21 protein-coding genes and 1 pseudogene are annotated in these 19940 nt (G+C 65.9%); 13 read left to right on the top strand and 9 right to left on the bottom strand.

From position 1 onward, the window contains the following. Nucleotides 1–494: 494 nt before the first annotated feature. From AEB_RS18045 to AEB_RS00100, 3 genes are read left to right on the top strand one after another with little or no spacing between them, the layout of a single operon-like run. The gene (locus tag AEB_RS18045) at nucleotides 495–1133 is read left to right on the top strand and encodes a hypothetical protein (protein WP_145985241.1); all 639 of its coding nucleotides are present in this window, start codon (nucleotides 495–497) and stop codon (nucleotides 1131–1133) included. 24 nt (nucleotides 1134–1157) lie between these two features. Continuing rightward, a complete protein-coding gene (locus AEB_RS00105) occupies nucleotides 1158–1607 on the top strand; it encodes an MbcA/ParS/Xre antitoxin family protein (protein ID WP_119081264.1) in 450 nt (149 codons plus the stop codon). Nucleotides 1608–1609: 2 nt separating this feature from the next. Continuing rightward, nucleotides 1610–2005: an antitoxin Xre-like helix-turn-helix domain-containing protein gene (locus AEB_RS00100; protein ID WP_119081263.1), complete on the top strand. Its 396-nt coding sequence runs from the start codon at nucleotides 1610–1612 to the stop codon at nucleotides 2003–2005. Nucleotides 2006–2415: 410 nt separating this feature from the next. Here the strand turns inward: AEB_RS00100 and AEB_RS00095 are convergent. Continuing rightward, nucleotides 2416–3597: pseudogene (locus tag AEB_RS00095) on the bottom strand (YifB family Mg chelatase-like AAA ATPase); the annotation flags it as partial. 151 nt (nucleotides 3598–3748) lie between these two features. Here AEB_RS00095 and AEB_RS00090 point away from each other — a divergent pair. From AEB_RS00090 to yihA, 6 genes are all read left to right on the top strand, one after another. Beyond that, entirely contained in the window at nucleotides 3749–4471 is a 723-nt protein-coding gene (locus AEB_RS00090) for an alpha/beta hydrolase (RefSeq protein WP_119081262.1), read from the top strand. A 67-nt stretch (nucleotides 4472–4538) separates the two neighbouring features. Further along, a complete protein-coding gene (gene rpmH / locus AEB_RS00085) occupies nucleotides 4539–4673 on the top strand; it encodes a 50S ribosomal protein L34 (protein ID WP_119081261.1) in 135 nt (44 codons plus the stop codon). Between the two features lie 22 nt (nucleotides 4674–4695). After that, complete coding sequence (gene rnpA, locus AEB_RS00080; RefSeq protein ID WP_231958824.1) at nucleotides 4696–5058, top strand: ribonuclease P protein component; 363 nt, start codon at nucleotides 4696–4698, stop codon at nucleotides 5056–5058. Next, nucleotides 5055–5264 (top strand): membrane protein insertion efficiency factor YidD, encoded by a 210-nt coding sequence (gene yidD, locus AEB_RS00075; protein WP_119081259.1) that lies wholly within the window; start codon nucleotides 5055–5057, stop codon nucleotides 5262–5264. Before rnpA ends, yidD begins: the two co-directional genes overlap by 4 nt. A gap of 34 nt (nucleotides 5265–5298) precedes the next feature. Next, nucleotides 5299–7092, top strand: a complete 1794-nt coding sequence (yidC, locus tag AEB_RS00070) for a membrane protein insertase YidC (RefSeq protein ID WP_119081258.1) — start codon at nucleotides 5299–5301, stop codon at nucleotides 7090–7092. Then, nucleotides 7089–7751: a ribosome biogenesis GTP-binding protein YihA/YsxC gene (yihA, locus tag AEB_RS00065; protein WP_119081257.1), complete on the top strand. Its 663-nt coding sequence runs from the start codon at nucleotides 7089–7091 to the stop codon at nucleotides 7749–7751. Before yidC ends, yihA begins: the two co-directional genes overlap by 4 nt. A 9-nt stretch (nucleotides 7752–7760) precedes the next feature. Here yihA and AEB_RS00060 read toward each other — a convergent pair whose 3' ends face one another. Genes AEB_RS00060 through AEB_RS00050 form a run of 3 tightly spaced genes read right to left on the bottom strand, consistent with a single transcriptional unit; the run spans nucleotide 7761 to nucleotide 11778 of the window. After that, entirely contained in the window at nucleotides 7761–9104 is a 1344-nt protein-coding gene (locus AEB_RS00060; RefSeq protein ID WP_119081256.1) for a PepSY-associated TM helix domain-containing protein, read from the bottom strand. Next, complete coding sequence (locus tag AEB_RS00055; protein ID WP_119081255.1) at nucleotides 9101–9697, bottom strand: hypothetical protein; 597 nt, start codon at nucleotides 9695–9697, stop codon at nucleotides 9101–9103. The genes AEB_RS00060 and AEB_RS00055 overlap by 4 nt, the downstream gene beginning before the upstream one ends. After that, nucleotides 9697–11778 (bottom strand): TonB-dependent siderophore receptor, encoded by a 2082-nt coding sequence (locus AEB_RS00050; protein ID WP_119081254.1) that lies wholly within the window; start codon nucleotides 11776–11778, stop codon nucleotides 9697–9699. The genes AEB_RS00055 and AEB_RS00050 overlap by 1 nt, the downstream gene beginning before the upstream one ends. A 171-nt stretch (nucleotides 11779–11949) precedes the next feature. Here AEB_RS00050 and AEB_RS00045 point away from each other — a divergent pair, with 171 nt between their 5' ends. From AEB_RS00045 to AEB_RS00035, 3 genes are all read left to right on the top strand, one after another. After that, entirely contained in the window at nucleotides 11950–12618 is a 669-nt protein-coding gene (locus AEB_RS00045; protein ID WP_119081253.1) for a glutathione S-transferase family protein, read from the top strand. Then, nucleotides 12615–13742 (top strand): succinyl-diaminopimelate desuccinylase, encoded by a 1128-nt coding sequence (gene dapE, locus AEB_RS00040; RefSeq protein WP_119081252.1) that lies wholly within the window; start codon nucleotides 12615–12617, stop codon nucleotides 13740–13742. The genes AEB_RS00045 and dapE overlap by 4 nt, the downstream gene beginning before the upstream one ends. Nucleotides 13743–13854: 112 nt before the next feature. Further along, a complete protein-coding gene (locus AEB_RS00035; protein WP_119081251.1) occupies nucleotides 13855–15177 on the top strand; it encodes a dicarboxylate/amino acid:cation symporter in 1323 nt (440 codons plus the stop codon). On the opposite strand, the gene nth is transcribed toward AEB_RS00035, so the two are convergent. Then, nucleotides 15131–15790 carry an endonuclease III gene (gene nth, locus AEB_RS00030; RefSeq protein WP_119081250.1) on the bottom strand — a complete coding sequence of 220 codons (660 nt, stop codon included), beginning with the start codon at nucleotides 15788–15790 and terminating at the stop codon, nucleotides 15131–15133. The genes AEB_RS00035 and nth overlap by 47 nt on opposite strands. Next, nucleotides 15787–16515, bottom strand: a complete 729-nt coding sequence (dapB, locus tag AEB_RS00025; RefSeq protein WP_119081249.1) for a 4-hydroxy-tetrahydrodipicolinate reductase — start codon at nucleotides 16513–16515, stop codon at nucleotides 15787–15789. Before dapB ends, nth begins: the two co-directional genes overlap by 4 nt. Before the next feature lie 35 nt (nucleotides 16516–16550). Between dapB and AEB_RS00020 the strand changes: the two genes are divergently transcribed. Beyond that, complete coding sequence (locus tag AEB_RS00020; RefSeq protein ID WP_119081248.1) at nucleotides 16551–17252, top strand: NAD-dependent deacylase; 702 nt, start codon at nucleotides 16551–16553, stop codon at nucleotides 17250–17252. On the opposite strand, the gene AEB_RS00015 is transcribed toward AEB_RS00020, so the two are convergent. From AEB_RS00015 to dnaA, 3 genes are all read right to left on the bottom strand, one after another. After that, the gene (locus AEB_RS00015; RefSeq protein ID WP_172592938.1) at nucleotides 17241–18014 is read right to left on the bottom strand and encodes a HesA/MoeB/ThiF family protein; all 774 of its coding nucleotides are present in this window, start codon (nucleotides 18012–18014) and stop codon (nucleotides 17241–17243) included. The two genes, AEB_RS00020 and AEB_RS00015, sit on opposite strands and share 12 nt — an antisense overlap. After that, entirely contained in the window at nucleotides 18011–18454 is a 444-nt protein-coding gene (locus tag AEB_RS00010) for a DUF983 domain-containing protein (RefSeq protein WP_119081246.1), read from the bottom strand. Before AEB_RS00010 ends, AEB_RS00015 begins: the two co-directional genes overlap by 4 nt. Before the next feature lie 82 nt (nucleotides 18455–18536). After that, on the bottom strand, nucleotides 18537–19940 hold the full coding sequence (gene dnaA / locus AEB_RS00005) for a chromosomal replication initiator protein DnaA (protein ID WP_231958823.1): 1404 nt from the start codon (nucleotides 19938–19940) through the stop codon (nucleotides 18537–18539).

Here is a 19940-nt window from a genome sequence, read left to right as displayed (position 1 = left end):
TGAGCGAAGGCGATTACGGTGTGCCACTCCGAATAGAAGACGACGAGTTGCTCAACCTCGTGATCCCGCTAGGGGGCTAGTCGGGTTTCGAGCTTGGGGTCCAGCTTGACGAGGAGCCATCGGCACCGCCTTCAACTCAACATGCCGTCCGCGCTGTATTATGTCACGGCATCTGCACTGCTCTCGTTACATTAAACCGCGCCTCGATCGGTGAGCATCCTGGCATGCGTGGAGGCAACAGGGTTGAATAAACAGCGATTTCTGCACAGCTATCGATAGCCCATTTTGTCAGTATAATTTCACACCTCTGAACGTATAATTTTCGACATCCTCGATATACGGATAGAACAAGTAAGCACTATAGCTTAACATGGTTACGTATCATTGTTTTTATGCATTCTTTCGAACCTTTCATCCTGAAAATCATCCTGTTTGACTCGCGCTTTAAATTATGTTCTTGTTGTGTTCTAGATTCGCTATTGGAGGACTTTGGAATGCACGAGGACCCTGCTGGGCTGAGCAGTTCACGTTTGGCCGGTCTCCATGCACCTCCAGGTGCGCCAGTTCCGATCAGCATCGTGCCCGAACAATGTTTCGTTCCCTCCGTCGACCTGCACAAGCTTGGTTGGCCAGACTTCGCGGTAAACTCGCTCGCCGACTGGAATTCGAGCGTCAAAGGCGCGGTCTGCAAGCCTCCGGCGGATTGCTGTTTGGTACTGTCCTTCACCCATGCCATCCCGCCTATCCCTGAACTGGAAGAGTGGACCTTCACGAGACATGAGACAGGTGGGATCTGGCAGGAGGCTAAGCACCTCGTCGTAAAGCGGTTGCCAGTATCTGAAGACGGTGCCGACATTGCGCACACGATCGCGAGAAGCATGGCGCACAGCAACGTAGGCGCCGCCCATGCACTCTTCGACCAATTGCTCGCTTACAGACGCACGCTCAACGACTTCGGCTTCGATTGCAATCAGCACATGCAGAGCTTGGCTGAAGGCTACTATCCAATCGACCTGACGGAAGAAGCTCTCACGATTTTCGGTGTCGCCGACGTTCCGCGAGAAATGCTGGAACTTATGGGCACGGAGGCGCTGAGCCTGGCGATCCTCGCGCCCAATTCGTCGGAATGGTGATGGTTCGGCCAAGCATGTCCGAAAATGCAAACAGTTGCAGGCGCCGAATTCGAGCGGACGGCAATTCGAACATCGTCATCGGTGATCGAGTGGAGCGACATCCCGCAGGCTCTCGCGATGGTGCGCTCCGATCTCGCAGAAGCAGCAAGAGCATCAGGACGGAGGAACGGGCGCGTGACTGAGCGTCGCAACATTCTTACGTTGATCGACGCAGGCCGGGAAGCTGAAGCCGTCAATTTGTTGGCGGAAGGCTTCCATCTTGCTGCCGCGGTGGGTTCCCGCTCCACGAAAGCTGCGCTTGAGGCAGCCACCCGCCTTTACGCAGGCGATCTTCTTGACACAGCCTACTTCATGAACCGCCCGCATCAGTGGCTGGAGGGGCAGAGCCCGATCGAGCGCGCCGAGGAGTCCGATGAAGGTCTGGAACTCGTCCTCAACATGATCGGCTCAATCGAAGCTGGTGTGTACATCTGACAATGGAACCCACTTTCCAGCCGGACCCTGTTCTGCATGGCGGCGCGGGCCTCCGCACATTTCTCAATATCGCCGAGCAATGGAGCTTGAGCAACGAGGAGCAGCTGCGGGTTCTCGGTATTCACGACCCGGTGACCTTCGCCGATTGGAAAGTTCGCGTGCGAGCGCACGAGGCCTTTGCGATCCCGATGGATGTGATTGTGCGGATCGGCTGCGTTCTGTCGATCTACGCATCACTCGCAACGCTCTTTCCGGGTGAACAGACTACCGTTTGGCTGCGTGCGCCGAACACAGGTTCGGCGTTCCGGCGCAGAACTCCGTTGGCCGTGATAACCAGCGGCGAGCTTGAAGATCTTGAACGCGTCGCGAGGTATCTCCTGGGACGCATTCATAGCTGAGGAGACGGGCTTGTCTTGCGTTCTCGACAACGAATGCGTCGCGGCATTGCTTTTCGGCCAGGTCGTCAACACTGACGACCATATCCAAGCGAGCGCATCGATGAGGATGAGGCCCTGATCCTGCTGGGTCCCCGCGGTCTCGTGATCGCGCACTTCGCCTCCCCTCGGTGCCCGTGAGCCGGATAATCTGCTGCGGGATCAGTCGGAGTCGAAAGGACGACGGTGCGCAACGGAAATCCGCATACAAGAGACTGCCAGATCTTCTGGTGAAATCCATCCAGACAACGGGCACTGCTGAAGCGGCAATCCTGCTATGCCGTTTGTTACCCTATGGAAAATAGCGAGGTCCACCGGGTGGAGTGTAGATTTATTCTCACTAGCTTCCGATATTCGCACTAACTTATGTGTTTCACATCGGCCGCGCGCACCTGCTCCACCTCCACATGCAGGTCGATCCGGTCGAGCAGTGGGCCCGACACCTTGCTCTGGTAATCCGCGGCGCAGCGCGGGGCGCGGCTGCAGGCCAGCGCCGGATCGCCCAGATGGCCGCAGCGACAGGGGTTCATCGCCGCCACCAGCTGCACACGGGCGGGATAGGTGACATGCGCATTGGCGCGCGCGACATCCACCTTGCCGGCCTCGAGCGGCTGGCGCAGCGAATCGAGCACGGCGCGTTGGAACTCCGGCAGTTCATCCAGGAACAGCACGCCCAGATGCGCCATGCTGACCTCGCCTGGACGAACCCGCAGCCCGCCGCCCGTCAATGCCGCCATGGAGGCGGAATGATGCGGCGCGCGGAAGGGGCGCGTGCGGCTGAGCCGCCCGCCCTCCAGTGTGCCGGCGACCGAGGCGACCATGGAAACTTCCAGCGCCTCGGCCGGCGAAAGCTGCGGCAGGATGCCGGGCAGGCAGCTGGCGAGCAGGCTCTTGCCCGCGCCCGGCGGCCCGATCATCAGCAGATTGTGTCCGCCCGCAGCCGCGATCTCCAGCGCGCGCTTGGCGGTTTCCTGCCCCTTCACCTGCCGCAGGTCGGGGCCGTGGGCGGGCGCTTCCACCTCACCCCGCTGCGGTTCGGGCAGGCGCTGCGTGCCCTTGAAATGGTTGAGCAGGCTGATGAGATCGGGCGCCGCACACACCGGCACGCCGCTGGCCCAGCGGGCTTCCGATCCCTGTGCAGCCGGGCAGATCAGCCCCTTTTCCGCTTCACTGGCGTGCAGCGCGGCCAGCAGCACGCCGGGGGAGGGCACGATCCGGCCATCCAGCGCCAGCTCGCCCACCGCGACCCAATCTGCCAGCTGCTCGGCATCCGTCACCCCCATGGCTGCCAGCAGGGCCAGCGCCACAGGCAGGTCGTAATGCGAGCCCTCTTTCGGCAGGTCGGCAGGGGAGAGGTTGATCGTGATCCGCTTGGGCGGCAGCGAAAGGCCCATGGCGGCAAGCGCGGACTGCACCCGCTCGCGACTCTCCCCCACCGCCTTGTCCGGCAAGCCGACGATTGCGAAGCGCGGCATGCCCGGCGCGATCTGGCACTGCACCTCCACCGGGCGCGCATCGAGCCCGAGGTAGGCCACCGTCGATATGAGTGCGACCACTTAGATACCCCCTGCGCGCGTAGATAAAGGGCCCGCGGCGCTTGTCGAGCGGTTCCCGCCGCTCCGGATGCGATCGGGGCGATTATGGTGAACCCGCCGCCAACCATGTTTCTTCACCTCCGCGCAGGGGGAGCGGCAGCACCCCATCGGCATGCGACGCCCTGCGCCCCTGCTTGCCTGCCTGCTGATCGCCTGCGCCTGGCCGGGGGCGGGGCAGGCGCATGTTCCCTCCCCTGCGGCACCGGCGGAGCAGGCGGAGGGCGCGTCGCGCTTTGCCGCGGCGGTCCCGATGCAGGGCACAGCAGCGGTGCAGGAGAGTTATGGCCCCTTCTTGGTGGTGGACGAGCGCACGGTGGCGCTGGATGGTGCCACGGATGCGGATTCGCCCGCCGCCTTCGCCGCGCTGCTGCGCGATCATCCCGCCATTGCCGAACTGTCCTTCCACGATTGCCCTGGCACCTATGACGACATTGCGAATCTGGCGTTGGGGCGGATGATCCGCGATCAGGGGCTCATCACCGTCGCGCCCGAAGGCGGCTCGGTGCGATCGGGCGCGGTGGAGCTGTTTCTCGCCGGGCGGCGGCGGATCATCGCCGATGGCGCCGAGTTCGCGGTTCACACCTGGCTGGACGAGGACGGGCTGGAGGCCGCTGACTTCGGCGCCGATTCGCCGCAGAACCGCAAATATCTTGCCTATTATCGCGACATGGGCATGACGGCGGAGGAAGCGGTGCGGTTTTATGCCCTCACCAATTCGGCGCCCTATGATGATGCCTTGTGGCTCACCGGACCGGAAATGCGCGAAGTGCTGGGCCCGGCCGAGGCGGAGCTGCCGCAGCTCGCCGATCTTGACTTGGCTGCCCTTGTGGATTAACCGCGCGCCCATATCAGGCCGCCCCAAGCGGGCGGCCGTTTTCGTTTGAGATTTGAGGACCCGAGAGATGAAGCGCACTTTCCAGCCGAGCAACCTCGTGCGCAAGCGCCGGCATGGCTTCTTCGCCCGCAAGGCAACGCCGGGCGGCCGCAAGGTGCTGCGCGCGCGCCGCGCCCGTGGCCGCAACAAGCTCAGCGCCTGACGCGGGCGAAGGCTTGAAGTCCGTGGCGGTGCTGACGCGCCGCGCGGATTTCCTCGCTGCCAACCGTGGGTTGCGCGTGGCGCGCCCGGGCTTCGTGCTGCTCGCCCGGCCTAATGGCGGGCAGGGCAAGCGCTACGGTATCACCGTCACCAAGAAGATCGGCAATGCGGTTGTGCGCAACCGCATGAAGCGCCGATTCCGCGAGCTGTTGCGCGCGGCTCTGCCGGAACAGGGGCTGGCCGACCACGATCATGTGCTGATCGGCCGCGAAGGCGGGATCGAGCGCGATTTTGCCCAATTACGTGAAGAGCTGGGCGCCGCGCTGGCCCGTGCGTCCGCCGGCAAGGGCGATCCGCCGCGCCGGGGGCGGGGGCCGCGCCGGTGAAGGTGCTGCTCATCCTTGTTGCGCGGGCGTGGCAAATCGGCCCGTCCCGCATATTGCCGCCCTCCTGCCGGTATCAGCCCAGTTGCAGCCAATATGCGATAGACGCGCTGCAGAAACATGGCGCGATCAAGGGTGGATGGATGGCGACCAAGCGTCTATTGCGCTGCCACCCTTGGGGCGGGCATGGCCATGACCCCGTTCCCTGACGTGCCGGACCGGCAGGAAATTTCTTAGGATCCGATCTTGGACAATCGCAATCTCATCCTAGCCGTGGTGCTGAGCCTCGTGGTGTTCCTGGGCTATGAAGTGGTGATGAGCCGCCTCTACCCGGCGTCCGAGCAGGCTCCGATCGAACAGATCGCCCAGCCCAATGCCGGCGCGGATACGCCGCGCCAGCGCGCCACGGCCAAGCACATTCGTGATGGCGGGCTGACCGATCCAGCGGAAGAGCAGGAAGAGGTGCGCGATCTCCAGTCGGCGCTGGCCCAGCCCGGCCGGGTGCGCATCGATGCGCCCGAAGTCGCCGGCTCGATCAATCCCGTGGGCGCGCGGGTGGACGATATCGTACTGAAGACCCACCGGCAGACGGTGGAGAAGGACAGCGGCCCGGTCCGCATCTTCTCCCCCAACGGCACGCCTGCGCAGGCTTTTGCGCAATTCGGCTGGGTCGATCCCAACAATCTGGGCGTGAAGGTGCCGACGCCCTCCACCATGTGGCAGGCCGAAGGCGGCCCGCTCGCGCCCGGCAAGCCGGTCACGCTCACCTGGGACAACGGGCAGGGCCTCCTGTTCCGCATCCGCTTCACCATCGACCAATATTACATGCTGTCGGTGGAGCAGAGCGTCACCAACCGTGGCCAGGCCCCGGTTGCGGTCCAGCCCTATGGCTTCATCAACCGGACGAGCCGCACGGCCAGCACCGACACCTGGAACCTTCACTCCGGCCCGATCGGCGATTTCGCCGGCAGCGTGAACTTCAAGTGGGATTATGACGATGTGGACGAGGCGGGCAGCGTCGCCAATGAACAGCCCACGGGCTGGGTAGGCTTCACCGACATCTATTGGCTTTCCACGCTGATTCCGCAGGCCGGGGATGCGGCCAAGACCTATTTCCGTGCGCTGGGCGGGGAATCGTATCGCGCTGACCTGATCTACGACACGGAAACCGTGGCGCCGGGCGCCAGTTCTTCCACCACCACGCAGCTGTTCGCCGGCGCCAAGGAAAGCGCCGTGCTGGATATGTATGAAGATGCCGGCGTGCAGAATTTCGGCCTCTCCATCGACTGGGGCTGGTTCCGCTGGTTCATGAAGCCGATCTTCTGGCTGCTGCGCGAGCTTTACGCGATCGCGGGCAATTTCGGCGTGGCGATCATCCTCCTCACCGTGGTGATCCGCGGGCTGATGTTCCCGGTCGCGCAGAGGCAATTCGCGAGCATGGCGCAGATGCGCGCGGTGCAGCCCAAGATGAAGGCGCTGCAGGAACGCCACAAGGACGATAAGCCCAGGCTGCAGCAGGAGATGGGCAAGCTCTACAAGGATGAAGGCGTCAATCCGCTGGCCGGATGCCTGCCGATCTTCCTGCAGATCCCGATCTTCTTCGCCCTGTACAAAACGCTGCTGGTGGCGATCGAAATGCGCCACAAGCCCTTCGTGCTGTGGATCCGCGATCTTTCGGCGCCCGATCCGCTGCATATCCTGAACCTGTTCGGCCTGCTGCCCTTCGATCCCCCGGGCTTCCTCAGCATCGGCGTGCTGGCGGTGCTGCTGGGCATCACCATGTGGCTGCAGTTCAAGCTCAATCCTTCGGCGATGGACCCGGCGCAGCAGCAAATCTTCATGATCATGCCGTGGGTGCTGATGTTCGTGATGGCGCCCTTCGCATCGGGACTGCTGCTGTACTGGATCACCTCCAACCTGCTCACGCTGGCGCAGCAGAAATATCTCTATTCGCGCCACCCGCAACTGAAGGCGCAGGTGGACAAGGATCGCGCTGACAAGGCCCGCGCGGCCGAGCGCGACCAGGCCAAGGGATGAGCACCCCCGAAGAGCGACCGGAAGAGCGGGCCGAAGACCGGGCGGAGGAAGCCCGCCGCCTCTTCTCCGGACGGGTGGAGTTCCTCCTGTCCGCGCCGCAGCTGAAGTTCCTGCCGGAGCCGGATTTTCCGGAGATCGCCTTTGCCGGCCGTTCGAACGTGGGCAAGAGTTCGCTCATCAATGCGCTCACCGGCCGCAAGGCGATCGCCCGCACCTCGGTGACGCCGGGGCGCACCCAGGAACTCAACTTCTTCGAGATCGGCACGCCCACCGTGTTCCGTCTGGTGGATATGCCGGGCTATGGCTTCGCCAAGGCGCCGGTGAAGGTGGTGGAGCGGTGGAAGGATCTGGTCCGCACCTTCCTGCGCGGCCGGCAGGTGCTGAAGCGCACGCTGGTGCTGATCGACAGCCGTCACGGGATCAAGCCACCCGACGAAGAGATGATGACGATGCTGGACGAGGCAGCCGTGGGCTATCGCCTGGTGCTGACCAAGGCCGACAAGATCAAGGCCAGCGAGCTTGCCGACACCCTCGCCCGGGTGGAGGCGCAGGCGCGCAAGCATGTGGCCGCCTATCCGGTGATCCACGTGACCAGCAGCGAAAAGGGCATGGGCATTCCCGAGCTGCGCGCCGCGCTGCTGGAAGACGCTTCGGCTTAGGCTCTCCGTTCAGGCGGCGGCGAGGATTAGCCCGGCCGCGCTACCCACGCCCAGCAGCAGCTGCAATGCGCCGCGCGTGCGCATTCGGCCGGCGAGAGCGATATTGACCGCCAGGATCGCCGCCGTGCCGATCCAGAAGATCACCGCGAAGGGGGCGCCGTTGCCGATCACCAGCCGCGCGAGGAAGGTGAGCAGGAGGGCGAGCGGGGTGCCCCATACCACGGCATCCCATGCCGCCAGCAGGCGCGGCTCCGCATGGCCGCGCCGCGCGCGCTTGCCCAGCCAGATATAGGCACCGGTCGCGCAGATCGCCGTCAGCGCCACGCCGAAGAGAATATAGGCGAGCTTCACCGGCAGGCCGCCGTAATTGCCGAAATGGAGATTGTAGGTGGACGCCGCGGCCTGCCGGCCCATGTCGCCATCCGCCAGCCCGGCGGTGCCCAGGAAGGTGCCGCGGGCGTCGAAATTGTAATACTCGCCAAAGATCAGGCGGCGGCTGTGTTCGCCGATGATCTGCACATGCTGCCCTGCGGTCCCCGGCTCATGCACGATGGCATAGGTCATATGCACACCGGGATGGTGCGCCTGCATGTAGCTGAGCGGGCCGGCCACATCCGGCACTCCTGGCGCGCCTGCGCCGGCCATCTCCTCCCCGAAGATGGGCGCATAGACCGCTTCGGTGTCGCCATCGTAATAGGCGGCGGCAAGAGCATAGGCCGCCACCGATGCCAGGCCGATCAGCGCCCCGGTGAGGGCGATGGCGAGGGTGAAGGGCAGCGTCCACACGCTTAGGCGGTTGTGCCAGTCGGCCAGCGCAACGCCGCCGCTCTGGCGCGTGCGCAGGCGGAAGGCGTCACGGAAGATGCGCGGATGGGCGATCACGCCTGACAGCGCCAGCGCCAGGATCATCACCCCCAGCGCGCCGACGATGGTGATACCCACAAGGCTCGGCAGGTTCAGCGTGTAATGCAGCTGCAGCAGGAAATCGGACCAGGCGATCTCCTCCGGCCCCGCGAGCGTCCCGTCGGCGGCCAGATGCACTGCCTGGTGATCCGTGGTGATCGTGGTGCGCGGCAGGGCGGGGGACGGCATGTGGACATAGAGGTGGCCGGTCTGCGGCACGCGCCCGCTTTCCTCCGCCATCACCGCGGCAACGCCGGCCTGTACGGCGGCGGGGGCGATGTGCTGCATCTCCGGCGCATCCGGCTGTTCAACCCGCTGCCATTCCTCGTAAAGCACGACCACCGTTCCGGTGAGGCACACGAGATAGAGCAGCGCACCTGCGATCAGGCCGATCGCGGCATGGGCGGACAGCGCCTGCTTCACGGTGGAGCTTTCCGGGGCGAATTTCATGCAACCACACTCCGCAGGAGTAGCGCGGGCAGGAGCGGAGCGAAGCAGGCCGCAAGCAGCAGCAGCTGGCTGCGCCGCCGCGGCAGCATCAGCAGCCAGAAGGCCAGCACACCCCAGGCGACGGTAACGGTGAACAGGGCCATGACATTGCTGTTGCTCTCGCTCCATCCGGCGGCGAGGGACAGCCAACGGGCAAAGACGCCCAGGGCGATGGAGGCCAGCAGGGCGATGCCGCCCACCAGCAGGAAGGTGAGCAGCCGGGTGCCAATCCGCAGCGGCTCCCCACCTTCGGGCAGCATGCGCACGCGGCGGGTGGAACCCTGTGCCTTGCCCGGCGGGGAAGTCAGACCCGCATGGGCCAGCAGCAGCGCCGCCATGCCCATGCCGAACAGCCCGACCACCGAGACGCCCCATGCCCCTTCCGCCAGCCCGCCTGCCACGGAGCCCGCGAGCAGCAGCCCCCAGCCGAGCGCGTTGAGCGGCATGGAGCGCGCCTTGCGCTGCCAGGCTGCGCGCAGCACCGCCACCCCGGCCAGGGCGCCGGCGGCGCCGAGCCACAGCAGGGGGGCGGGGCTTGCCAGCTCAGGCGCCATCAGAAGCCGTAGGAGAGGGTAGCGAACACATTGCGTTCGGCGCCCATAAAGCAGTCCCCCCGGGCGAGGCAGGCGGAATAATACTCCTTGCCCAGGAGGTTGGTGGCATTGACCGCCAGCTTCCAGTTTTCCTTCCAGGTGATCTCGGCCATGGCATCCACCAGCGTATACTCCGGCGTCACGATACCGTTGGCGAAGGCGGGCCCATAGGATGTGTTCTCGCCCGAGTGGCGCACGCCGCCACCGATCCGCAGGTAGGTATCTCCGCCGAGCGCGAAGCCCTTCATCGCCCACAGCGAGGTGTTGAACTTGGGCACATTGTCGAGCTGCTGGTTCGTCCCGTCGATCTCCGCCTCGTTATAGCTGACATTGGCGAGGATCTGGAGATCGCCGGGCAGGGTCGTGCTGGCTTCGAACTCCACGCCCTTGGAGGTCACACCGTCCACCTGGATCTTGAAATCGCCGGCGGGGAAACTCGGGTCGTCAATAGCGCGGCCGTTTTCCTTGATGTGATAGAACGTTAGCGTCGCCAGCGTGGCCCGCCCGGGATGCAGCTTGATGCCGGCTTCGAACTGGCGCCCGGTCTTGGGCTTCAGCGGCGAACCGGCGCTGGTCCGGCCGGAGATCGGCTCGAAGCTCTCGGTGTAGCTGAAGAAGGGGGAGACGCCCTTCACCACTTCCGCGATGATGCCGGCGCGATAGGTCGTGGCGCTCAGATCATAGGCCTCGGTGCCGAAAGTGCTTGAGTTTGCATCGTCATGGCGCAGGCCGAGGACGAGGGAGACCCGATCGAAGAAGCGGATCTGGTCCTGCACATAGAGGCCGAGCTGTTCCTGGCGGGTATCGTCTGAGGGCTGGCTGGGCTGCGGCAGACCCATGCCGTAGTTCGACAAGGCGCTGTAATCTATATCGTAAATGTCGATGGCTTCGAAGCCATAGCCATCTTCTTTGCGCACCCGGCTCCAGCTGTAATCCACCCCCGCGAGCAGCGTGTGCTCCACCGCTGCACCGGTGTTGAAAGAGAACTGCAAATTATGATCCATGGTGAAGATCTCCATCCGGGCAAGGCTGCCGGAGGAGATCAGGCCGAGCACGCGCTGGTCGGGGTCCAGATAGGGATTGGTCGGGTTGCTGTAGCTGTCCGGATAATGCGTGAAATAGGTGAGGTCGCTGTCGATGTAGCGGGCCTTGAGGTTGAGGCGCAGCTTGTCGGTCACCCGCTGTTCGAACAGCGCGGTGCCCTGCAGCAGCCGACCGTCGTAGCGATCCCAGCCCGGCTTTCCGACGAAGAGGTCGTTGGGCAGCTTGCCGTTGGGATTGGGCAGCAGCGTGCCGACCAGCGGGAGGAATTGCGAAGTCGATCCGCTGTCATCCTCCTGATAGAGGCCGAGCAGGGTCAGCTTCGTATCCATGCTGGGAGCCCAGGTGAGCGAGGGGGCGATCATCGCCCGGTCATCCTCGACATAATCCGTCTGCGTATCGGCATCGCGCAGGCGGGTGACGAGGCGGGCCGCCAGCGTGCCGGTGACGGGGCCGGTGATGTCCGCCAGCAATTCCTTCCGGTCGAACGAGCCATAGCGCACCGCCACTTCGCCGCCCGGCGTGAATTCCGGGAGCTTGGAGGCGAGATTGATGATCCCGCCCAGCGATCCCGCGCCGAACAGCACGGAGGCCGGGCCGCGCACCACCTCCACCTGGGAGAAATTGTAGGGGTCGGCGCGGATGCTGGCGTAGTAGCTGTAAACATCGCGCATCCCGTCGCGGAACTGCAGCGGGGTGATCCCGCGGATGAAGCCGCCGTCCACCCGGCTGTCCGGCCCGTAAGGATTGGCCTGCACACCGGCGACATAGTTCAGCGTATCGCTGACGGAGAGGGCGCCCTGCGCCTCGAACATCTCGTCGGTGATGACGGTGACGGGCTGCGGCACTTCGATCGCCGGCGTATCGGTCTTGGTCGCCGCGCTGCCCGCGGACACTTCCCCGGTCACGATGATGTCCCCGCTGCCGGGCGCCTCCTCCGCCAGCGCGGGGGCGGCATAGAGGCAGGTGCAGGCGAGCAACAGCGATCGGACGGTGTTCATGATTTCCCCATTCTGGACGCGGATTCGCGTCGATGGCGGCTCCGTAATGCGACGCATTCGCATTAGCAAGCCTTGTATGCTTCATCGCGGCCTGCAATTCCGCCGTTCAGCCTCGACAGTCGGGCGGTGAATGCCCTAGGGCCGGGGGCGAGAGCATGTCAGGGGCAGGCCGTGAAGCTGATCATCGGCAACAAGAATTATTCGAGCTGGTCGCTGCGCGGCTGGCTGGCGGCCAAGCAGTCCGGCCTCCATTTCGAGGAGCTGACCGTCCATATCGACGGGGATGACTGGCAGGCGCTGCGCCGCAATGACGGCGAGTTCCAGCCCTCCGCCGGCAAGGTGCCGGTGCTGTGGGATGGCGACGTGGTGGTGTGGGACAGCCTGGCCATCCTCGAATATCTGGCCGACAAGGTCGGGCGCGATCGCTTCTGGCCGAAGGAGGATGCGGCGCGCGGCATGGCCCGCGCCATGGTCGCCGAAATGCACAGCTCCTACCTCGCCTTCCGCCGCCAGTGCCCGATGAACATCCGCAAGCGGGTGGACGGGCACGAGCTGACGGACGAGACCCGGCAGGACATCGTGCGCATCCTCGGCCTGTGGGCGGAGGCGCGGGCGCGTTTCGGCAAGGGCGGCCCCTTCCTGTTCGGCACCTTCAGCGCGGCCGATATCTTCTACGCGCCGATCGTCAGCCGCTTCGTCACCTATGGCATCGGCGTGCCCGGCTTCGCCCAGGCCTATATGCAGGCGGTGTGGGAGCATGACTGGATGCAGTCGTGGATTTCCGCCGCGGAGGACGAACGCTGGGTGATCGAGCAGTTCGAAGTGGCGCAGCCCGCTTGAACCGCACGGCCGCCGATCTCGCCCACGATCTGATCGCCTGCGAAAGCGTGACGCCCGCGCGCGGCGCGGTGTTCGACGCGCTGGAGGGCATGCTGGCGCCCTTGGGCTTCCGGATCCATCGCTTCACCGAGGGCGAGTTGCCCGACGGGCCGGTGGAGAACATGCTGGCGATCCGCCCGGGCCCTGCAGGATCGCGCCATTTCGCCTTTGCCGGCCATGTGGACGTGGTGCCGCCGGGGGATGGCTGGGCGAGCGACGCCTTCGCACCCGAAGTGCGCGGCGATCTGCTGTATGGCCGCGGCGCGGTGGACATGAAGGGCGCCGTGGCGGCCATGGTCGCAGCGGTGGCCACGATACCACAGGATGCCGGCACGCTCAGCTTCATCATCACCGGTGACGAGGAAGGCCCCGCCATCCACGGCACCCGCGCCCTGATCGAACTGATCCGCGCGCGCGGGGATATTCCCGACCTCTGCCTGGTGGGAGAGCCGACATCGGTCCACCGGCTGGGGGACATGATGAAGATCGGCCGGCGCGGTTCGGTGAACATCTTCCTGGAGGCGGCGGGCGTGCAGGGCCATGTCGCCTATCCGCACCTGGCCGATAATCCCGTGCCCCGGCTGGTGGCATTGCTGGCCGAGCTGGACGCGCTGGTGCTGGACGAAGGGACGGACTGGTTCCAGCCCTCCAATCTCGAGATCACTGAGATCGAGGTGGGCAACCCCGCGCACAATGTGATCCCCGGCACGGCCAGGGCGCGCATTTCCATCCGCTTCAACGATCTGCACACCGGCGCCGGACTGGGCGCGCGGGTGAGCGAGATCGCCCGGCGGCATGGCTGCACCGCGCGGCCAGTGATTTCCGGTGAGCCCTTCCTGACGCCGCCGGGCGACTTTTCCGCGATGATCGCCCGCGCGGTGGAAGCCGAGACCGGCGTGACGCCGGAGGCATCGACCAGCGGCGGCACATCGGATGCCCGCTTCCTCAAGGATCTGTGCCCGGTGATCGAATTCGGCCTGACCAATGCCACCATGCACAAGTGTGACGAGGCGGTGGCGCTGGCCGACCTGGACGCCCTTGCACGAATCTATCGCCGCATCGCGGCTGCGGCGCTGGGCGTTTGATCCGCACGGCCCCGCCGCGCAACAGCGTTGCGGGCGTGCCCATGGCGCTTGCGCCGGGGGCCGCAAATTGCTTCCTTCCGGGGGACATGACTGAGGGGAGGGGCGAAGCCGCATGAGCACCGACGCATCGGAGATGGCCGCGGAAGCGAGCCCGATCGGCCACGGCCGCCTGCAATGGAAGATCCTGATCGGCTTCATCGCCGGACTGGCCGCCGGCCTGCTGACCTATACCTTCGCGCGCGACGCCGCATGGGTGGATACGGTGGTGACCTATATCACCGGGCCCGTGGGGCAGATCTTCCTGCGCCTGCTGTTCATGCTGGTGATCCCGCTGCTGTTCAGCGCGCTGGTGGTGGGCATTGCTGAAATGGGCGAAGTGCGCGCGCTGCGCCGGATCGGCATCCGTACGCTGGTCTACACGATCATCGTTTCGGGCATTGCCGTCACCCTCTCCATCGCTCTGGTCAATCTCCTGCGCCCCGGCCGCGGCGTGGACCCGGCGGCCGCGCAGGAACTGCTGGCGCAGGGCGGGGATAATGCGCGCAGCATCGTGCAGGCTTCCACCGAAGCGCAGACCGGCATCAGCCAGCTGATCAACATCGTGCCGTCCAACGTCGTGAGCGCGATGAGCGACAACGACATTCTGGCGGTGATGTTCTTCGCCCTGTTCTTCGGCGTAGGCCTGCTGCTGGTGCAGACGCGCCGCACCGAACAGCTGAAGGATGCGATCGAAGGCGTGTTCGAAGTGGCGATGCGGTTGATCGGCCTCGTCATCCAGCTCGCGCCCTATGCGATCTTCTGCTTCATGTTCAATCTGTCGGCCCAGTTCGGCTGGGATCTGCTGGTGAAGCTGGCCGCCTTCGTGGGCGTGGTGCTGCTGGCGCTGGGCCTGCAGATGTTCGGCGTGTTCCCGCTGCTGCTGAAATTCGTCGCGAGAAAGAGCCCGCTGGAATTCTTCCGCGACACGCGGGAGGCGAGCGTGATGGCCTTCTCCACCGCGAGCTCCAACGCGACCCTGCCCACCGCGCTGCGCGTGGCGCATGACGAGCTGAAGCTGCCCGATCGCATCGCCCGCTTCGTGCTGACCATCGGCGCCACGGCCAACCAGAACGGCACGGCGATGTTTGAAGGGGTGACGGTGCTGTTCCTCGCCCAGTTCTTCGGCGTGGATCTCAGCCTGTCGGATCAGATCTTCGTGATGCTGATCTGCATCCTGGCCGGCATCGGCACGGCCGGCGTGCCGGGGGGATCGCTGCCGGTGATCGCGCTGATCCTGGGCGGGGTGGGCGTGCCGCCCGAAGGCATCGGCCTGATCCTGGGCGTGGACCGCTTCCTCGACATGTGCCGCACCACGCTGAACGTCGTGGGCGACCTTGTCTGTGCTCAGGTTATTTCGTCGACCTCTTCCGCGGATCTTGCAGAACCTTCGGCCTGAAGGCGCAGAGGTTCACCACCGGGCAGCGCCAACATTCAGGCGTGCGGGCCTTGCAGATGTAGCGGCCGTGCAGGATCAGCCAGTGGTGGGCATGCAGGCGAAAGGGCTGCGGCACGCGCTTGTCCAGCTTCGCCTCCACCTGATCCGGCGTCTTGCCGCGGGCGAGGCCGGTGCGGTTGCCGACGCGGAAGATGTGGGTGTCCACGGCGAAGGTTTCCTGCCGGAACCAGCAATTGAGCACGACATTGGCCGTCTTGCGGCCGACGCCGGGCAGCTTCACCAGTTCCTCCCGGCTATCGGGCACCTCCCCGCCATACTGCTCCACCAGCAGGCGAGAGAGGGCGATGACGTTCTTCGCCTTGGAGTTGAACAGGCCGATGGTCTTGATGTGGTCCTTCAGCCCCTCCTCGCCCAGTTCCAGCATCTGCTGCGGGGTTTCAACCTCGGCGAACAGCCGGCGGGTGGCCTTGTTCACCCCGACGTCCGTGGCCTGGGCGGAAAGGGCGACGGCGACCAGCAGCTGGTAGGCATTGCCATATTCCAGCTCCGTCTCCGGCTCGGGATTGTCTTCCGCCAGAATGCGGAAGAATTCGAACACCTCGTCCTTCGTCAAAGGCCCAGCACCTGCTCCATCCGGTAGCGTGCGGGTTCGCGGCCGATCAGCCAGGCGGCGCCCTTCACTGCGCCATGGGCGAAGATCATCCGGTCCTCCGCACTGTGCGAGAGCATGAGCCGTTCCTGCGGCCCGGCCAGGATCACCGAATGCTCCCCCGCCACCGTGCCGCCGCGCAGCGAAGCGAAGCCGATCGCGCCTTCCGCCCGCGCGCCGGTGTGCCCGTCACGTCCGCGCTCGCTATGGTCGGCCAGCGCGATGCCGCGCCCTGCGGCCGCGGCCTCACCCAGCAGCAGGGCCGTGCCGGAGGGGGCATCGACCTTCATCCGGTGGTGCATTTCCAGCACTTCGATGTCCCAGTCCGGCCCCAGCCGGCGCGCGGCCTCCTGGACCAGATGCGCCAGCAGGGTGACGCCCAGGGAGGTGTTGCCCGTCTGCAGGACGGGGATCGCCCGCGCGGCCTGATCGATGGCGGCGTGATGCACCTCGGCAAGGCCGGTGGTGCCGATCAGGATCGGCACGCCCGCGCCCACGGCGGCGTGCAGGTTCGCCTCCAGCGCGGCGGGGGCGGAAAAATCCACCAGCGCCTCGCACGCATCGGCCAGCGCGGCCACGTCACTGCCCTTGTCCGCTCCGCCGGCCAGGCTGTGCCCCGCCGCCTCCACCGCGCGGGCGAGCGCCTGCCCCATGCGTCCTTCGCTGCCGATGATGCCGATGCTTGCCATTGCGCCTTTCCCTGTCCGCGTGTTTCATGCGAGCTATGCCCGGCATCCGCAATATAGTCATCCTCACAGGCGCGGGAATCAGCGCCGAAAGTGGCCTCCGCACCTTTCGCGCGGAGGATGGCTTGTGGGAAGACCACCGGGTGGAGGATGTCGCCACGCCCGCCGCCCTCCGCCGCGATCCGGATCTGGTGCAGCGCTTCTATGACGAGCGCCGGGCGCAGGTGCGGGCGGCGCAGCCCAACCCGGCCCATTCGGCGCTCGCCCGGCTGGATGCGGAATGGGGCGGGGGCCTGCTGATCGTGACGCAGAATATCGACGATCTGCACGAACGCGCCGGGGCCACGCGCGTGCTGCATATGCATGGGGAGGCGCTGTCCGCCTGGTGCACCGCCTGCGATGCGCGGCACCGGTGGGAGGGAACGCTGCGGGACGGGCCGGCCTGCCCCGCCTGCGGGGCGGCGGCGCTGCGGCCGGACATCGTGTGGTTCGGCGAAATGCCCTATCAGATGGAGCGGATTTTCGCTGCGCTGGCGGAGGCGGACGTGTTCGTCTCCATCGGCACATCGGGAGCGGTCTATCCCGCGGCGGGCTTCGTGCAGCAGGCGAAGGGGCATGGCGCCCGCGCGCTGGAGCTCAATCTCGAACGTAGCCAGGGCTCGCACTGGTTCGACGAGACGCGGCTGGGCGCCGCCAGCCTGCTCGTGCCGCAGTGGGTGGACGAGATGCTAGGTGGCTGAGCCGCAACCCTTGCAGGCGGGATCGCGGGCGATGGTGAAGCTGCGCATGGCCGGGGCGAGGCCATCGAGCAGGTGGAGCCGGCCCCATTGCGGATCGCCCATGCCGCCGAGCGGCGCCAGCAGCACGCGGATCGCCTGCATGGCGGCGAACGTCCCCGTCCAGCCCGCCATGGCGCCCAGCATCCCGTCATCCGCGCAAGTGTCGCAATCCTCGGCATCGAAGGCATCGCCGACATAGCAGCGATAGCAGGGCTGCTCCGGCAAGTGGCCGGCGAAGGCCCCCACCTGCCCCTGGAAGCGACCGACCGCCGCGCTCAGCAACGGCACGCCCGCCGCCACGCAGGCGTCGGACACGGCGAGGCGGGTGGCGAAATTGTCGCATCCGTCCACCACCAGATCGGCGCCCGCGATCAGTTCGTGGGCATTCTCCGCCGTCACCCGTGTGTCGGATATGGCGATGTCCAGCCCGCTGTCGAAATTGCTCGCCCAGCGCTTGGCGGCCACGGCCTTGCCATGGCCCACGTCCCGCCCGGTGAAGATGGTCTGCCGCTGCAGGTTGCTTTCGTCCACATCGTCATCGTCGATAAGCAGGACGTGGCCGATACCCGCGCCGGCGAGATATTGCAGCGCGGGAGAGCCGATCCCGCCGAGGCCGATCAGCACGATCCGCGCCCCGGCCAGCGCGGCCTGCCCCGCGCCGCCGATCTCGGGCAGGACGATATGCCGCGCGAACCGCGGCAGGCGCTCGGCAACGAGAGTCACGGGCGGGCGCCGCGGCCCGGCGCGGCCGGCCGTTCCCGGATGAAGCCGCTCACCCCCAGCCACCATTGCAGCGCCATCACCGCGCCCTTGGCCGGCTGCAAGATGCCCAGCATCAGCACAGCGGCGAGCGGCAGGAGAATCGCCGCCGTCGCCCAGGCGGACAGGCCCACGTCGAGGATCAGCAGGATCAGCAGCGGGGCCAGCAGGTGGCCGGTGACGAAGATAGAAATATAGGGCGGGAAGTCATCGGCGCTCTGCAGCGACCAGTCCTGCCCGCAGGTGCGGCAGCGGTCCACCGGCTTCAGCCATTTGCGGAACAGGTCCGGCCCGCCGCAGCGCGGGCAGTGCCCCCGCGCGCCGCGCAGCGCGGCGGCCGCCAGCGTATGCGGCAGCTCGGCCGGTGCCGGTGCCGGGGGCGGGGAGGGCGTGCTGTGGGGCATGGCCGCTATCTAGGGGCTGCGGCGGTGGGCGGCAATGACCGAGATCATCGCCGCCCGTTCGCCACCCCGCCCAGCGAAGGCTTCAGCTTTCCAGCTGGCGCAGCAGGCTGCGCACGTCGCCATCCATATCGGCGTCGCGCTTGCGCAGATCCTCGATCAGCCGCACCGCATGGATGACGGTGGAGTGATCGCGCCCGCCGAACTTGCGCCCGATTTCGGGGTAGCTGCGCGGCGTCAGCACCTTGGCGAGATACATCGCCACCTGGCGCGGCCGCACCACGGCGCGGGCGCGCCGCTTGCTCGACATTTCGGAGCGGTCGATGCGGTAGAACTGGCACACGGTGCGCTGGATTTCGTCGATCGTGATCCGCCGGCGATTGGCCGAGAGGATGTCGGTCAGCTGCTCTTCGGCGAGCTGCAGCGAGACTTCCTGCCCGGTCAGCTGGGCATAGGCGATCAGCTTGTTGAGCCCGCCCACCAGTTCGCGCACATTGCGGTTGATCGTGCGGGCGAGGAACTCGATCACGTCGCCCGGCACGTCGAGCGGGGCGAACTTCGTCAGCTTCGATTCGAGGATCGCGCGGCGCAGCTCGATATCGGCGGGCTGGATGTCGGCCACGAGGCCCATGGACAGGCGGCTGAGCAGGCGCGGCTCCACCCCGTCGAGCGCCTGGGGCGCGCGATCGGCGGCGAACACCAGCCGCTTGCCCTCGGCCAGCAGCGCGTCAATCGTGTAGAGCAGTTCCTCCTGCGCGCTGGCCTTGCCGATGATGAACTGGATATCGTCCACCAGCAGCAGGTCGAAGCCGCGCAGCCGCGCCTTGAACTCGATCATCTCGTTCGATTTCAGCGCCTGGACGAATTCCACCATGAAGCGCTCGGCGCTGCAGTAGAAGATCCGCGCCCGCGGATGCGCCTGCAGATAGGCATGGCCAATGGCGTGCAGCAGATGCGTCTTGCCCTGGCCCGTCGCGGCCTTGAGGTAGAGCGGGCTGAACTGCGGCTTCTCCGCCTTGGCCATCCGCTCCGCCGCGTTGCAGGCGAGCACATTGGTGGTGCCGGTGACGAAGGCCGCGAAGGTGAGCGAGGGGTCGAGGCCGACGGAGGAAATGAATCCGTCCTGCCCGATCGATTCCATGCCCAGCGTGCCGTCATTGGCGGCGCGGTGGCCGAATCCGTCATCGCCCTTGAGGTCGAGATCGGCGAGCTTGCGGCGGCCTGGATGGACCGAAATCTTCACCTGGCGCACTTCGCTGCGCGCGATCTTCCATGCCAGCGAGAGCCGATCGTGGAATCGATCCTGCACCCAGTTCGCGGAGAATTCCGTCGGCAGGAACAGCTGCAGCGTGCCCGTGTCCTTGCAGAAGCCGCCCACCTGGATCGGACGGATCCACTGGCTGAACAACTGATGCCCCAAATCCTTGCGCAGGCCCTGACTGATGTCGGCCCAATCCGCGGCGAGGTCCGCGGTTTCCTGATCTTCCAT

This window comes from Altererythrobacter sp. B11 (assembly GCF_003569745.1).
Classification (GTDB): domain Bacteria; phylum Pseudomonadota; class Alphaproteobacteria; order Sphingomonadales; family Sphingomonadaceae; genus Croceibacterium_C.
Note: the sequence above shows the minus strand (reverse complement) of the source record. Positions and strands in the feature narration are given on the sequence as shown.

What these genes read in the sequence shown, in the direction of transcription:
- dapB (WP_119081249.1), bottom strand. Translation starts at nt 16,515, where the DNA reads ATGGCAAGCATCGGCATCATCGGCAGCGAAGGACGCATGGGGCAGGCG.
- AEB_RS00055 (WP_119081255.1), bottom strand. Translation starts at nt 9,697, where the DNA reads ATGGCGCCTGAGCTGGCAAGCCCCGCCCCCCTGCTGTGGCTCGGCGCC.
- AEB_RS00020 (WP_119081248.1), top strand. Translation starts at nt 16,551, where the DNA reads ATGCCCGGCATCCGCAATATAGTCATCCTCACAGGCGCGGGAATCAGC.
- AEB_RS18045 (WP_145985241.1), top strand. Translation starts at nt 495, where the DNA reads ATGCACGAGGACCCTGCTGGGCTGAGCAGTTCACGTTTGGCCGGTCTC.
- AEB_RS00050 (WP_119081254.1), bottom strand. Translation starts at nt 11,778, where the DNA reads ATGAACACCGTCCGATCGCTGTTGCTCGCCTGCACCTGCCTCTATGCC.
- dnaA (WP_231958823.1), bottom strand. Translation starts at nt 19,940, where the DNA reads ATGGAAGATCAGGAAACCGCGGACCTCGCCGCGGATTGGGCCGACATC.
- yihA (WP_119081257.1), top strand. Translation starts at nt 7,089, where the DNA reads ATGAGCACCCCCGAAGAGCGACCGGAAGAGCGGGCCGAAGACCGGGCG.
- AEB_RS00060 (WP_119081256.1), bottom strand. Translation starts at nt 9,104, where the DNA reads ATGAAATTCGCCCCGGAAAGCTCCACCGTGAAGCAGGCGCTGTCCGCC.
- AEB_RS00105 (WP_119081264.1), top strand. Translation starts at nt 1,158, where the DNA reads ATGCAAACAGTTGCAGGCGCCGAATTCGAGCGGACGGCAATTCGAACA.
- rpmH (WP_119081261.1), top strand. Translation starts at nt 4,539, where the DNA reads ATGAAGCGCACTTTCCAGCCGAGCAACCTCGTGCGCAAGCGCCGGCAT.
- AEB_RS00100 (WP_119081263.1), top strand. Translation starts at nt 1,610, where the DNA reads ATGGAACCCACTTTCCAGCCGGACCCTGTTCTGCATGGCGGCGCGGGC.
- AEB_RS00035 (WP_119081251.1), top strand. Translation starts at nt 13,855, where the DNA reads ATGAGCACCGACGCATCGGAGATGGCCGCGGAAGCGAGCCCGATCGGC.
- AEB_RS00090 (WP_119081262.1), top strand. Translation starts at nt 3,749, where the DNA reads ATGCGACGCCCTGCGCCCCTGCTTGCCTGCCTGCTGATCGCCTGCGCC.
- AEB_RS00010 (WP_119081246.1), bottom strand. Translation starts at nt 18,454, where the DNA reads ATGCCCCACAGCACGCCCTCCCCGCCCCCGGCACCGGCACCGGCCGAG.